Annotated in this window: 15 protein-coding genes; 8 read left to right on the top strand and 7 right to left on the bottom strand. The window is 60.1% G+C overall.

Features of this window, described 5'->3' with window-relative positions:
• The first annotated feature begins 1 nt into the window (after position 1).
• Positions 2-628, top strand: a complete 627-nt coding sequence (locus tag Q0908_RS05605; protein ID WP_299281693.1) for a class I SAM-dependent methyltransferase — start codon at positions 2-4, stop codon at positions 626-628.
• On the opposite strand, the gene Q0908_RS05600 is transcribed toward Q0908_RS05605, so the two are convergent.
• The 5 genes from Q0908_RS05600 to Q0908_RS05580 form a co-directional block, all read right to left on the bottom strand.
• Positions 625-1,614 (bottom strand): sterol desaturase family protein, encoded by a 990-nt coding sequence (locus tag Q0908_RS05600; protein ID WP_299281691.1) that lies wholly within the window; start codon positions 1,612-1,614, stop codon positions 625-627. The two genes, Q0908_RS05605 and Q0908_RS05600, sit on opposite strands and share 4 nt — an antisense overlap.
• Positions 1,604-2,359 carry a class II aldolase and adducin N-terminal domain-containing protein gene (locus Q0908_RS05595; protein ID WP_299281689.1) on the bottom strand — a complete coding sequence of 252 codons (756 nt, stop codon included), beginning with the start codon at positions 2,357-2,359 and terminating at the stop codon, positions 1,604-1,606. Before Q0908_RS05595 ends, Q0908_RS05600 begins: the two co-directional genes overlap by 11 nt.
• 129 nt (positions 2,360-2,488) lie before the next feature.
• Positions 2,489-2,872, bottom strand: coding sequence for a VOC family protein (locus Q0908_RS05590; RefSeq protein WP_299281687.1), 384 nt, complete (start codon positions 2,870-2,872; stop codon positions 2,489-2,491).
• 51 nt (positions 2,873-2,923) lie between these two features.
• Entirely contained in the window at positions 2,924-3,349 is a 426-nt protein-coding gene (locus tag Q0908_RS05585) for a VOC family protein (protein ID WP_299281685.1), read from the bottom strand.
• Between the two features lie 31 nt (positions 3,350-3,380).
• On the bottom strand, positions 3,381-4,361 hold the full coding sequence (locus tag Q0908_RS05580) for a DNA topoisomerase IB (RefSeq protein WP_299281683.1): 981 nt from the start codon (positions 4,359-4,361) through the stop codon (positions 3,381-3,383).
• A gap of 92 nt (positions 4,362-4,453) precedes the next feature.
• Between Q0908_RS05580 and ade the strand changes: the two genes are divergently transcribed.
• Complete coding sequence (gene ade, locus Q0908_RS05575; protein WP_299281681.1) at positions 4,454-6,268, top strand: adenine deaminase; 1,815 nt, start codon at positions 4,454-4,456, stop codon at positions 6,266-6,268.
• Entirely contained in the window at positions 6,265-7,725 is a 1,461-nt protein-coding gene (locus Q0908_RS05570; RefSeq protein WP_299281679.1) for an AMP nucleosidase, read from the top strand. The genes ade and Q0908_RS05570 overlap by 4 nt, the downstream gene beginning before the upstream one ends.
• 9 nt (positions 7,726-7,734) lie before the next feature.
• On the opposite strand, the gene Q0908_RS05565 is transcribed toward Q0908_RS05570, so the two are convergent.
• On the bottom strand, positions 7,735-8,163 hold the full coding sequence (locus tag Q0908_RS05565; protein ID WP_299281677.1) for a hypothetical protein: 429 nt from the start codon (positions 8,161-8,163) through the stop codon (positions 7,735-7,737).
• A 322-nt stretch (positions 8,164-8,485) separates the two neighbouring features.
• On the opposite strand from Q0908_RS05565, the gene Q0908_RS05560 reads away from it, so the two are divergent.
• The gene (locus Q0908_RS05560) at positions 8,486-8,773 is read left to right on the top strand and encodes an HU family DNA-binding protein (protein WP_299153005.1); all 288 of its coding nucleotides are present in this window, start codon (positions 8,486-8,488) and stop codon (positions 8,771-8,773) included.
• A gap of 55 nt (positions 8,774-8,828) precedes the next feature.
• On the opposite strand, the gene Q0908_RS05555 is transcribed toward Q0908_RS05560, so the two are convergent.
• Entirely contained in the window at positions 8,829-10,196 is a 1,368-nt protein-coding gene (locus Q0908_RS05555) for a DUF3179 domain-containing protein (protein ID WP_299281676.1), read from the bottom strand.
• Positions 10,197-10,330: 134 nt separating this feature from the next.
• Here Q0908_RS05555 and Q0908_RS05550 point away from each other — a divergent pair, with 134 nt between their 5' ends.
• From Q0908_RS05550 to Q0908_RS05535, 4 genes are all read left to right on the top strand, one after another.
• On the top strand, positions 10,331-11,200 hold the full coding sequence (locus Q0908_RS05550; RefSeq protein WP_299281675.1) for a DMT family transporter: 870 nt from the start codon (positions 10,331-10,333) through the stop codon (positions 11,198-11,200).
• Positions 11,201-11,273: 73 nt separating this feature from the next.
• Positions 11,274-11,669: a thioredoxin family protein gene (locus Q0908_RS05545; RefSeq protein WP_299281673.1), complete on the top strand. Its 396-nt coding sequence runs from the start codon at positions 11,274-11,276 to the stop codon at positions 11,667-11,669.
• Between the two features lies 1 nt (position 11,670).
• On the top strand, positions 11,671-12,645 hold the full coding sequence (locus tag Q0908_RS05540; RefSeq protein WP_299281671.1) for a GlxA family transcriptional regulator: 975 nt from the start codon (positions 11,671-11,673) through the stop codon (positions 12,643-12,645).
• 52 nt (positions 12,646-12,697) lie between these two features.
• Positions 12,698-13,945, top strand: coding sequence for a glycosyltransferase family 4 protein (locus Q0908_RS05535; protein WP_299281670.1), 1,248 nt, complete (start codon positions 12,698-12,700; stop codon positions 13,943-13,945).
• Positions 13,946-13,947 lie beyond the last annotated feature (2 nt).

Below are 13,947 nucleotides of genomic sequence, written 5' to 3'. Positions count from 1 at the left end.
CATGACAGATGATCCTGACCTGAACCGTGCATATGGGCTAAAGACATCCGAGGACTCCGTTGCCCTCTATCGCGATTGGGCGGATACTTATGACGTGGGGTTTGCGCAGGCGAACGGGTACATTCTGCATAAGGCCGTCGCGCGCCATTTTGCCCTCATGGGCGGGTTTGGGCCTGTGCTGGATGTGGGGGCCGGAACCGGTCTGTGCGGTGCCGCACTGCGTGCCCAAGGGATCGAGCCGGTTGATGCGACGGACATCTCGCCCGAGATGCTTGAGGTTGCGCGCGCCAAGGACATCTACCGCACCTTGTTTACCAGCAACATCCTGAATGGGTTTCAGGCCCCCGGTGCGCCTTATCAAGGGGCTGTCAGCTCCGGCACATTCACCAACGGCCATGTTGGCCCCGAGGGCATCGATGCAATCCTGAGCGTTGTGCGCCCCGGCGGCTGGATCGTGATATCGGTCAATGCCCAACACTACGGTGCCGCCGGTTTCGAGGCGAAGATGGCCGATCTCGCACCGCAGATCACCGCCCTGTCGCACACCGAGGTCGCAATCTACTCGCCAGACGCCAGCGGACCACATGCGCGCGACACCGCCCTGCTTTTGGCGTTCCGCAAGTCCTAGGTATACATCTGCTTCTTGCGCGCGCGGGCCTCTTCAGTCGCCTCACCGGTGCCATCGTGATAGCTGCCAAACCAACGATCCCAGGGCATTTCGACTGTTCCGTAGTTGCACTCGAAATAGCGGTGATGGAGTTGGTGAAAGAACACGCCCATGCGCAGTTGCGGACTGTCCTTGACCATCAGGTTTTCGAACCCCGAGTGGGAAAACACGGGATGGGTCGACTGCACATAGCCATGGAACATCAGGTGGATCGGATGCGTCGGCATCACCAGATGGATTAGGAAATTCGTGTAGAACAGCGCGTGTTCCACCGGGTGCATCGCAATGCCCGACCACGGGCCGACGTTCACATTGCGGTGGTGCAGGCTGTGCGCCAACTTATAAAGCGGCGGCCAATGCAGCGCCCTGTGGATCCAGTAAAAGTGGAAGCTCGACCAAATCGGGATCAGCACGAAAGCAGCCACAAACCAGACCGGGTTGTCAGGAAACAGCAGCGTCGGCGCGTAGCCATTTGCCATCATCCAGAACACACCGATCTGCGCGAGGCTCCATAGCGTGATGCCGGACGCGATGTGCCAGAACATGTTGTCGAGGACCTGGTTGTTGAAGGTGAACGACCCGTTGTTGCGGTTCTGATCCCGCGGGTCAAACTTGCTCTCGTCGCCCTGTTTTTTCCAGGTGATCAGCCAATAGTGCAACCCACCTGCGATCAGGCATTGCGGCACCAGATTGGCAAGCCACACCCGGATCATCCACCCCGGCGAGAATGTCTGCATCTGCGCCAGATCCGGCAGGATCAGGAAATAGGTGCCAAGGGCCAGCACAAGGCACAGGGTCGTCGTCGAAATCTCGAACCAGAAGGCGGCGTACCAGCGAAAAATCGCCATGGGCCGCGGCGGCCACTGAAACAACGGGTTCTGCGCAATAGGCGTGGGCGGGCGGTGGTTCCAGCGCGCGGCTTCTTTGGCTTCGGCATCAGCTTGCATAGCTGGCCCCTTCCTCGTCCAGAATCGCCTTCAGTTCAGCCAGATGGCGTTCGTCCTGTTCGGGGTAGTCTTCGATTTCCTGCGCGGTCTTTTCGGCCACATCGTCGGGGATGATCCGCAGCGGTTTGCCGGTGTGCAGGGCCAGCAGGTAGGTCTGGCAGGCCCGCTCGAAATAGAACATCCGGTTGAAGGTGTCCGCCACGGTGTCACCCAGCACCATGATGCCGTGATTGCCCATCACCATGACCTTTTTCTTCGGGTCGTCGAACAGCTTGGCGCAGCGTTCACCTTCTTCCTCGAAAGCCAACCCGCCATAATCGCCATCCACGACGACCCGGTTGTAGAACATGCAGCCGTTCTGATCGACGGGTGGCAAGGTGCTGTCGGCCAAAGCCGCCAAAGCCGTGGCATAGGGGGAATGCACGTGCATCGCGCACCGGGCATGGGCGCAATACTTGTGCATACCCCCATGCAGGCCCCAGGCGGTCGGATCGGGCGCATCCGGCCCTTCCATACTGGCCGGGTCATTGGCATCAACCACGATCAGGTCGGATGCCTTGATGCGCGAAAAGTGCATCTGGTTCGGGTTCATCAGGAACTTTGTGCCGTCATCGTTGATCGCGAGGGAAAAATGGTTCGCAACCGCCTCGTGCATGTTCAATCGCACGGTCCAGCGAAAGGCTGCAGCGAGGTCCACGCGTTCCTGCCAGTGGTCCATGTTCGGGCGAAGATCGGTGACTGCCATGCGCGTGCTCCCTTTTGTTGAGGGTAAGCCTGCATGATGGTCAGGGGTGCGATCAAGCCTGTTTGCGACGTTGATGTCCTGCGTGCCGGGCAAAGCGTGCGGTTGATGGCGCAAACCGCACAGCCATTGTCAGGTTGGGGTAGGGCACATGGCCTCGATATTGTGCCCGTCCGGGTCCAGCACAAAGGCGGCATAGTAGTCGGGGTGATAGTGCGGGCGCAGTCCCGGCGCGCCATTGTCTGTACCACCCGCACGGATTGCGGCCGCGTGAAACGCGTCGACAGCAGCGCGGCTGGTCGCCTGCAAGGCCACGTGCAACAGCCCGGTCGTCGCCTTTTCTTCGGCCAGCCAAAACCACGGACGATCATCGCCGTAGCCCGTCACATTGACCTCATCAGCGTCATCCTCGGGAAGGCTGAACAGCCGCTTGAGGCCCAGTGGGGCAAACGCACGATCATAAAACTCTGTGGAACGCGCGAAATCTGTCACGCCAAATGTGATATGGTCGATCATGACAGCTCCTTTTTAGCCGGACCGTCTAGGAAAAACGCGCCGAGATCGAATCTAGGCGTCTTTGCCGCGCGACGGCACCCAAGCGTAGCCATTCTCGCACAGAATATACGCCTCGCGCAGTCCGTGCGGTTTGTCGGTGGGTTCTTGCAAAATGGTCGCCCCATGCGCCTTGGCCCGCGCCACTGCATCTTCGGGGTCGGTGTCGTAGAGCCGGATTTCGATACCACCCCCGCGTGGCGGGTTTTCAGGCAGCAATCCGAGCAAGGGGTTTGAATGATAGGTTCCGTCGCTGTGGAGTTGGAACACCTGCCCGCCATAGGACATGATTGCAAAATCGGCGGTCGGCTGATGGGTGGTCATGCCGAAGACCGCTTGCAGAAACGCAACCTCGGCCCCCACATCCCGCACAAGCAAGTTCAGCCCGATGCCGTGCAAACCGCGCCCGAACCGGTCCGCATCTATCGTGTCGTAGTCCATGGTCACACCCTTGCGACCTGACGCCAAAGCGTCAAGACAGAAGCGCCATGAGCGCCCGTTCGGGTTGGCGCAACCCGGTGGGTCTGTCGGGGACTTTCGGCAGGTCACCGGTTTCGGCCAGATCGATGACCGCCGGGTGGATATAGGAATTTCGCGCAATCGTCGGCGTGTTGTGCAGCACTTCGGACGCAGCGGTTGCCATCGCTTTGATGCTCACCTTGCCGTCGCTGTTCAGCGCCGCATCAAGGGCCGCAACCGAACCGTTCCATGTGCGAAACGTTTTGGCCGTCAGCCCCTCGCGGTCGGCAACACCCCGCAGCCAGCGGTTGACTTGCTCGGGGCCAAGCTGGCGCAACTGTCCCTCCTCGTCGCAATATTGCATGAGCGCGCCACCTGGCAGATCGTCCATCTTTTCCAGCGCCCGCATTAGCGTCCGGTCATTCAGCCGTTTGCGCACCCGCTGGCCGCCCTTGGCGGTATAATCCAGCCGCACCGTGTTTCCGTCCAGCTTCAGATGCCGCCCGCGCAGGGTCGTTGCGCCATAGGTATTGTTGTCCACCGCGTAGTCCGGTGTGCCGATCCGCAGTGACGCCCGATCAATCAGGCGCAAGGCGGCAGCGATTGCAAACTCTTCATCGCCCGCCTCGGCTGTTAGTGCCGCATGGACCCGCCGCCGCACACGGGGCAGGATCGCTCCGAATGCCGCCAGATCATCAAACTTGGTCGCCGCCCGAAAGGCGCTGAAGTCAGGATGATACCGGTATTGCTTGCGCTCCCGCGCGTCATATCCCGTGGCAAGCAGGTGACCATTCTTGCGTGGGCTGATCCAGACCTTGTCATAGGCGGGAGGAACGGCAAGTGCTTCGATCCGTTTGCGCTCGGCCCCTCGATCAATCCTCGTGCCGTCGGGGCCGACATAGCTGAAGCCGCGCCCGGCCCGATGCCGCTTGATGCCCGGCTGGTCGTCGCCGTACCAGATCAGGCTGTCGGGAATATGGGTGTCGGCCTGCATGGAAGTGCAACGCGGTGGCTGTCCCAGCGGTTCCACGCGCGTGTCATCGGAATATCACTTGCAGCCCCCCGGGCGTGGTGAAATATTGGGTCATGGAACACGACCTTTTCCCGACCCCCTTTCCAAGCTGGCCTGACACTGCCCCGGCCCTTGTGGACGTGGCCGCGGGCCGCGCATTTGCAGACATAGTCATTCGTGGCGGCACGTGGGTAAACGTGCACACCCGCGAGGCGCTGTCAGACCACGACATCGCCATCAAGGACGGGCGCATTGCCTGTGTCGTACCCGATGCGAGCTATTGCACGGGCCCCGACACGGAAGTGATCGAGGCGCAGGGCCGCTACATGATCCCCGGGCTGTGCGACGGTCATATGCACATCGAATCCGGGATGCTAACCCCTGCCGAGTTTGCCGCTGCGGTGATCCCGCATGGCACCACCTCGATGTTCACCGACCCCCATGAGATTGCGAATGTGCTGGGCCTTGCCGGGGTCCGCCTGATGCATGACGAAGCGTTGATGCAGCCCGTCAACATCTGGACACAGATGCCGTCCTGCGCCCCTTCCGCGCCGGGTATGGAAACGACGGGTTATGAGATCAGTGCCGAAGATGTGGCCGAAGCCATGGACTGGCCTGGCATCATCGGTCTGGGCGAAATGATGAACTTTCCCGGCATGGCGGCGGGCGATCCGCAAATGCTGGCCGAGGTCGCGGCCACGCAGCGGGCGGGCAAGACGGTCGGCGGGCACTATGCCTCGCCCGATCTGGGCCGCGACTTTGCCGCCTATGTTGCGGGCGGGCCTGCGGACGATCACGAAGGCACCTGCGAGGCGGATGCGATTGCGCGGATGCGGCAGGGGATGCGGTCGATGATCCGTCTTGGGTCGGCCTGGTACGACGTCGAAACCCAGATCACCGCCATCACCGAAAAGGGCCTTGATCCGCGCAACATGATCCTGTGCACCGATGACTGCCATTCCGGCACCTTGGTGAATGACGGACATATGAACCGGGTGGTGCGCCACGCCATCGACTGCGGATGTGACCCGCTGATCGCGCTGCAAATGGCAACGATCAACACTGCCACCCATTTCGGGCTGGAACGCGAGATCGGGTCGCTGACCCCGGGACGGCGCGCAGATGTGATCCTGACCTCGGATCTGAAAACCCTGCCGATCGAGCAGGTCATCGCACGTGGCAAGACCGTTGCGATGGATGGCAAGCTGGTCGTGGACTGCCCACATCTTGACTGGCCGGAGACAGCCCGGCAGACCGTGCATCTGGGCAAAACGCTGACCGCATCAGACTTTGAGATCAAAGCACCCGAAGGCCGCAATTCGTTGACTGCCAATGTCATCGGCGTCGTCGAAAATCAGGCACCGACCAAAGCATTGAAACGCGACCTGCCCGTCAATGATGGCAAGGTCGAACCGCATGGAGACACGTGCCAGATCGCGCTGGTTGAACGACACCGCGCGACGGGCGGCGTCACAAACGCGCTTGTCGCAGGTTTCAACTATGCCGGCAGAATGGCGATGGCCTCGACAGTGGCGCATGACAGTCACCACATGATCGTGGTGGGGACTGATCGCACCCAAATGGCGCTGGCTGCAAACCGGTTGGCCGAGGTGGGTGGCGGGGTCACGATCTTTCGCGACGGGATCGAACTGGCGCTGGTTGAACTGCCGATTGCGGGCCTGATGTCGGACCGCCCTGCCCGCGAGGTCGCCGCCAAGGCAGACCAGCTCGTGCAGGCGATGCTCGACTGCGGCTGCACCCTCAACAACGCCTATATGCAGCACTCCTTGCTTGCCTTGGTCGTTATCCCTGAATTGCGCATCTCGGACCTTGGGTTGGTCGACGTGCGTACCTTTGAATTTATCCCAGTACTTGAGCCGACAACATGAAAACACCTGATCAAAGCCATCAAAGCCACACGGAATTCAACGACGCGACGGCCGCAGTGGAACGGCTTAAGAACCTCTACCAAGAGGCCTCTGATTTCCTGTGCTCGCAGTTTTTAGACGCGATGGAGAACGGTGCACCGGCAGGCCGCGTGCGAGCGTTCTACCCCGAAATCCGCTTTACCACATCAAGCTATGCGCGGGTCGATACGCGGCTCAGCTTTGGGCACGTGTCTGCACCCGGCACATATGCCACGACGGTCACGCGACCTGACCTGTTCGCCAACTATCTGGTCCAACAGATCGATCTGCTCATCTGCAACCACGACCAGCCCGTCGAAATCGGCTATTCCAGCACACCGATGCCGGTGCATTTTGCGGTCGCTAACGACCCGAACCTGACGGTGCCACAGCAGGGGGCCGCATCCTTTCCGCTGCGCGACTTTTTCGACGTGCCGGACCTCAGCAACACCAACGATGATATCGTGAACGGGACCTATGAACCCGAAAACGGCATCGGCCCGTTGGCCCCCTTTACGGCGCAGCGCATCGACTATTCGCTCGCGCGTCTGGCCCATTACACGGCCACCGATCCCTCGCATTTCCAGAACCACGTGTTGTTCACCAACTACCAATTCTATGTGTCCGAGTTCGAGGCCTATGCCCGCGCACAGCTCGATGATCCAAACAGCGGCTACACAGCCTTCGTATCCACTGGCAATGCCGAGATTACCGCGGGCGATCAACCGTTGCCCGACAGCCTCAAAACGCCGCAAATGCCGACCTATCACCTCAAGCGGGCAGATGGGTCAGGCATCACGCTGGTCAATATCGGGGTCGGCCCGTCGAACGCAAAGACGGCGACGGACCACATCGCCGTGCTGCGCCCACATGCGTGGCTGATGGTCGGACACTGCGCGGGGCTGCGGAATTCTCAGGCGCTTGGGGACTTCGTGTTGGCGCATGGGTATCTGCGCGAAGACCACGTGCTCGACAACGATTTACCGCCCTGGGTGCCCATCCCTGCGCTGGCCGAAATTCAGATCGCCCTTGAGCAGGCCGTGGCCAGCGTCACCGAATTGGAAGGCTACGAGCTGAAGCGGATCATGCGCACCGGGACAGTTGCCACCCATGACGACCGGAACTGGGAATTGCGCGATCAGCGTGGCCCTGTTCAACGGTTGAGCCAATCGCGCGCCGTGGCGCTGGACATGGAAAGCGCAACGATTGCGGCCAACGGGTATCGGTTCCGCGTACCCTATGGCACGCTGCTGTGCGTGTCCGACAAACCCTTACATGGGGAGTTGAAGCTGCCCGGCATGGCCTCGAACTTTTACAAGGAACAGGTCGCGCGGCACCTGATGATCGGTATTCGGGCGATGGAACATCTGCGCGAAATGCCGTTGGAGCGTATTCACAGCCGGAAATTGCGGTCCTTCGACGAGACTGCGTTTCTCTGATCGCTGCGGCTATCGGTTGAACAGGTCAAGTGGTGCCCGCTCTCCGACTTGGCGAATGGCGCGCGCCATCTGGGCGCGTGGCACGCCTTGGCTGAGCAGCCATGTTTCAAGCGCGCGGTGCGCATCCGACAAAAGGACACCGCTGTCTAGTGTATCCGAACCTTTGGGAGCCAGCTTCGTAATCCATGTTCTGATCCGGATCCGATATACATCATCGTCGTAAACGCCGAAGGTTGCCTGCGTCGAGGCATCGGTGCCGAAGCTGCCGCAGCGCAGTACCGTTGTCGACTGCAGCCATGGCCCGCATGTCCCGCCCAATGCGGTCGCGCGGGCTGCGATACGCCGGTTCAATGCGGGCGCACCGATGGCCGATACGTAGTCGCTCCGCACGTCGATGCGGGTCACGACGATGACGTTGCCGGGTGTGCAGCCGCTCATCATGAGGGCAAAAAACAGCCCGATAAAAGGGAACCCGATTCTTCTAATATAGAAGGAGAACGGCCTTCTGACGGTGTCGTTTGTAAACATTTGGGGGATGATCGCATCGTCTCTGCATCGCGGCAAGTCGGCTGTTGAACGCCCAAACTGCCCGTCAGAGCCCACAACACAGACCGGCAAATGCGGCGCAGAAGCCAAAAACCGCCAAAAAAAACCCTGTTTTTACTTGCAAGAGGCCACTATTCGTTGTGTTTTCCCACAACATACCGTTACAAACCGGTTAGGAGGCCCTAATTCTCGGGCAGACGAAGGAGACCAGAAAATGGCAAAACCAATGACAAAAACCCAACTCGTCGCCGCGCTGGCCGAGGAGATGGACTCAGACAAGAAATCCGCAGGTGCCGCACTGGACGCAATCTGTGGCTTGATCACCAAGGAAGTTTCGGGCGGCGGTGCCGTCACCCTGCCCGGCGTCGGCAAGATCTATTGCCGTGAGCGCCCCGAGCGCATGGTGCGCAACCCTGCCACCGGTGAGCAATTCAAAAAAGAGGCCGACAAGGTTGTCAAAATGACAATTGCCAAGGCCCTCAAGGACAGCGTCAACGGTTAAGTCGACGCCACCTCAAGTACCAAAGGGTCGCTTTCGAGCGGCCCTTTTTTGTGAACTATCCCTGATAGACCGTCGCGGCATCGCCAAGGTAATTGTCCCAGGCAAACCAATACGAGATGTGCCCCGCCACCCGTGGTAGGCGCGCGCCTTCCGGGCCGACAAGCGCGTCCTCCGTCACCCGCCACTCGCCGCCGTTTTGGTCCTGCAACCGCCCGGCCGTTGGCGTGAACGTGTGATCCGACCGTTCGTAGGCGCGCACGCTGCGCGTCTCTGCATCACCGATCAACAGTAATGGTGTGCCCGCAATCGCATCGTTGATCACCGGCATTCCCACAAACGCATCCAGCGGCCACGCCCGTGCAGCCCCGAATTGGCGGACCGTAAAGATGTAGTCCTTTTGCGCATGCTGCCGTTGGTCCACCTGCGCGGGGAACATCAAATCGGGCGATGCAAAATAGTCGTTGTAGACCACACCAGAGCCGTAATCACGTCGATGCCCGGTATCAAGGCTCAGCACCTTTGTGGACGGGTTGGCCGCTTTCCAATTGTCCCAAGTGGTGATGACAACGGGTCGTTGTTTCAACTCAATCCCGCTGCCGACCAGCGGGCCGACCACCGGCTTGCCTGTATATTGGTTCCAAAGGCTGTTGGTTTCACGATCAAACATCAGCTTGTTGGACCGGTAAAGAAAGCCGGACGACCCAAAGACCAACGGCTTGGGCCGACCGCTCACTTGCGTCTCGAACAGGATGCCCGAGCCGCATAGCGTGCAATAAGCCAGCGCCACCGGCACACCGCCAATCACCTCGTTGAACATCTCGTGCCAGCCCATGATGCGCAGCGGATAGGCACGTGTGTCGCCGTTGATCGACACACCAAAGACCAGATCATCGCCGCGCAGATAGTCGGCCTCGGCCGCCTCCAGCAAGTCCGGGTTATCGAGCGACGGGATGCCATCCTTGACCACACCACCCCACGAAATCTCCTCAAGCCGGATACGCATCGCCTCGGGTTGGATATGTTCGGGGCGCAGGAAGTCGGCGAAATTCTCGTCCACCCGCAACAGTACCTCGCGTTTGAAGGTGGGGAAATCGGCATGTGGTTTGATCTGCGGATTGCGTTCCTGCCACAGCATCCATTCGAACCAATCGGTAAAATGATCCTCGCTCGTGATGGACTTGAGCGCGTCCGCAATCTGCACCCCGCGTGATCGGGAAAAGCGCAAGGAGACGATCAGGGCCGCAGCCATATCCGGATTGCCCCGCTCCTTGATCCGCGCCATCGCTGCGTCAAACTCGGATGTTGTGCCGGACAAGGCCGCCCGCTGCACATCCAGCAGCGATATATCCTGAGCCAGCCCTGTGACGGGTACGCTTGCCCCTGCAATCGCCAACCCGCCAAACCTGCGTCGTGTGAATTTCATGAATCACCTCTTTTGCGTCTGCCCTTTATGTGGAGCGGCACGCGATCACTTGCATCAAACAGGGTCGTGATCAGCCCGCTTGCATCCCGTACCGAATTGCCAGAACGTCCCGCAGCAAGACGAAAGGCACCTTCATGGACATCCGCGCAATTCTGATGGGGCTGACATTTGCCCTGATCTGGTCCTCTGCGTTTACGTCGGCCCGGATCATCGTGGCGGATGCATCGCCCTTGGCGTCGCTCGCGTTGCGGTTTTTTCTATCGGGGCTGATCGGTGTGGTGATCGCTCGGATGCTGGGCCAGACGTGGAACCTGACCCGCGATCAGTGGCGCGCAACGATCATTTTCGGGGTGTGCCAGAACGCAATTTATCTGGGTTTGAATTTCTACGCAATGCAGACGGTGCAGGCGTCATTGGCCTCTATCATCGCTTCAACGATGCCTCTGATGGTCGCCTTCGCAGGCTGGATCGTGTTTCGCGACCGCTTGCCGTTGTTGGGTGTCGCGGGCCTGGTTTTGGGCGTCGGCGGCGTTGTTCTGATCATGTCGGCGAGGCTGAACACGGGCGTGGACCTTTACGGTGTTGCACTTTGTATTATTGCAGCCGTGGCATTGACGATAGCGACCCTGTCGATGCGCACCATGTCTTCGGGCGGGAACCTGATGATGGTCGTCGGCTTGCAGATGTTTGTCGGCTCGGGCGTGCTGGCCATTGCCTCGGCCCTGACCGAGACGATCCGGGTCGATGTCACCCCCGAGCTTGTCATCGCATTCGCGTATACAACCATCGGGCCGGGTCTGTTGGCGACATGGATATGGTTTGCGTTGGTGGCGCGGATCGGGGCGATCAAGGCGGCCACCTTTCACTTCCTCAACCCGTTCTTCGGGGTCGCAATTGCGGCTCTGTTACTGGGCGAACAGCTTGGAACGCAGGATGTGATCGGGGTGGCCATTATCGCGGCTGGCATCCTTGCGGTGCAATTGTCACGGCAGGCCAAAACCTGAACGCCGCCTCTTGCGCGCACCCACCTGCCCCATATGATTCTGCGTAGCCCTCAGTTGTGAAAGCCCGCGTCACATGCACCGCCGTACCTTTTTGTTATCTACCGTCGCGTTGATCCCTGCCATCGCCGGTGCATACCCTGCCGAGACGTTTACCCCAGATGTGTGGCGTACCCTGCGCGCGACCGATCAGGTGATCATTCTGAATTACCGCGCAAGCTGGTCCATCACCTGCCAGATCAAGGCCGACCTGATCGCCGAAGCGCTGGCCGATACCCCGGCTTACGCGAATCTGACCTTTGTGGATGTGGATTGGGACACGTTTGGGCGGGCCCAACTGACCGAGCGGCTAAAGGTTACCCGTCGCTCCACTCTGCTGGTGATGAAGAATGGCGAAGAAGTCGCGCGCCTGGTGAACGAACCTTACGCCCGCAAGGTCCGCGCCCTCTTGGACACCGCCCTTGCCGCCTGAGGTGACGACCCCGAAGGCCTATGCCTTTCTGCTTATCCCCGGCTATTCCCAACTTGGCTTTGCCTGCGCTCTCGAAGCGCTGAGCCTCGCCAACCTGCATCCCTCGGGTCAGGTGTTTTACACATGGCGGTTGATTGGCGAAAGCGGTGATCCCGTACCCGCCTATAATGGTGTGACAGCGGCGGTCGAAGCGGCCCTGCCCGACCTCGATCGACATGAAACGCTTGTGGTTTGTGCCGGGCATGGCGCTGGAGAAAACAGCACCAAACCCATCCTCAACTGGATACGCCGCGAGGTGCGCAAGGGGATGGATTTTGGTGCGCTATCGTCAGGCACCTACACGCTGGCCTTGGCTGGGTTGTTGTCGGGCAAGCGGGTCACGACCCACTGGGAATATCGCGATGCCCTGACAGAATTACTGCCGGATGTGATCATCCAAAACAGTCTCTATTCCGTGGACGGACGCATTTTCACGACAGCAGGCGGGGCTGCGTCGATGGATATGATGCTGCACCGGATCAGGGACGACTACGGCACCGATCTGGCCACATGGGTTGCCGATCAGATGGTCTATACCGATCCGCGCGGGCCAACACATGGTCAACGGCTGTCGCGCCGCACCCGGCCCGATCTGGCCCACGGCAAGTTGGGCGTTGCCCTGCAAATCATGGAAAACAACCTTGAGGACCCGCTGCGCCCGGACGAGATCGCGCAGGCCGTCGCGATCAGCACCCGGCAGCTTGAACGGCTCTTTGCCAAACATCTGGGCGTGTCGCCCAAGCGGCACTACTTGCATCTGCGGCTTGAGAAAGCGCGCGGGCTGCTGCGCCAGACCGCGCTCACGGTGACCGACATTTGCGTCGCTTGCGGGTTCCGGTCGCTGTCGCATTTCTCCAAAAGCTATCGTGGCGCGTTTGGGTTGTCACCGGGGCAGGAAAAGCGCGGCACGCGCGATATCTGGCAAGATCACAGATGATTGCGCGGTGGGCGCGTCGGCGCTATCTACACCTTATAGTTGTGAGGACGTTATGAAGCTATTGTTTGTGCACCAGAACATGCCCGGTCAGTACCGCGAGCTGATCCAGTGGCTTGGCGCGCTAGGCACGCACGAGATTGTCTTCCTGACCCAGCGCGTCAAGGCACCCACCTTCAAGGGGGTGCGTAGTGTCGTCTACAAAACGCACCACAAGGCGGATGAAAAGGCCTATGGGCTGTCGCGCACATGGGAGAATGCGGCCGGCAACGGTTTTGGCGCGGTCACGGCCCTGCGCGCGTTGGTGGCGGAAGGGTTCACCCCGGATATCGTCATCGGCCATGTAGGGTGGGGTGAGATGACGTTCTTTCGCGAGGTGCTGCCCGACGTGCCGATCATCGGGTTTTTCGAATATTTCTATTCAGTGCATGGCGGCCCTGTCGGTTTTGACCCTGCAAGCCCGCCCAGTGACCACGCCCCCTATCTCATGCACGGCCATAACGTCGTGCCATTGATGAATATCGAGGTCGTGGATGTCGCCCACAGCCCGACCATGTGGCAGCGCAACCGCTTTCCCGAAAGCTTTCATGACAAGATCTATGTCTGTCACGACGGTATCCGCACCGACAAACTGAAGCCGAACAAGAAGGCGACCATCAGCCTTGGCCGCATTGGCCGCCCCCTGACCGCCAAGGACGAGGTTGTGACTTTCATGGCACGCAATCTTGAGACCACGCGCGGCTATCACCAGTTCATGCGCGCCGTGCCCCGCATCCAGAAGGCACGACCGGGCGCGCGCATTCTGGTGATTGGCGGCAACGACGCATCCTATGGCGGCAAGTCCAAGCATCCCGGCGGTTTGCGCGGAGAGATGGAGGCCGAGGTTGGCCATCTGATCGACTGGGATCGCCTGCATTTTCTGGGGCAGGTGCCCTACGAGAGTTACCAGAAGATTATCCAGATCAGCACGTGCCACATTTACCTGACGATGCCCTTTGTCTTGTCATGGTCCCTGCTTGAAAGCATGGCGATGGGAGCCGTGATCGTCGCCAGTGACGTGGCCCCCGTGCGCGAGGCCATGACCCATAACGAAACCGGTCTGTTGGTCGATTTCTTCGATCCAGAGGCGCTGGCGGCCCAGGTGGCCGAGGTTCTCGCTTCGCCCAAATCCTTTGCCCATATCGGGCACGCCGCCCGGCAACACGTTGTCAAGACATACGACTTTCACACCGTGTGCCTGCCCGAGCATATCCGACAGATCAACGCGCTGGTTCCCAAGGCGCTTGCCATCCCGGTGCCCTGAGA

It is taken from the genome of uncultured Tateyamaria sp. (assembly GCF_947494755.1).
Classification (GTDB): Bacteria; Pseudomonadota; Alphaproteobacteria; order Rhodobacterales; family Rhodobacteraceae; genus Tateyamaria.
Note: the sequence above shows the minus strand (reverse complement) of the source record. Positions and strands in the feature narration are given on the sequence as shown.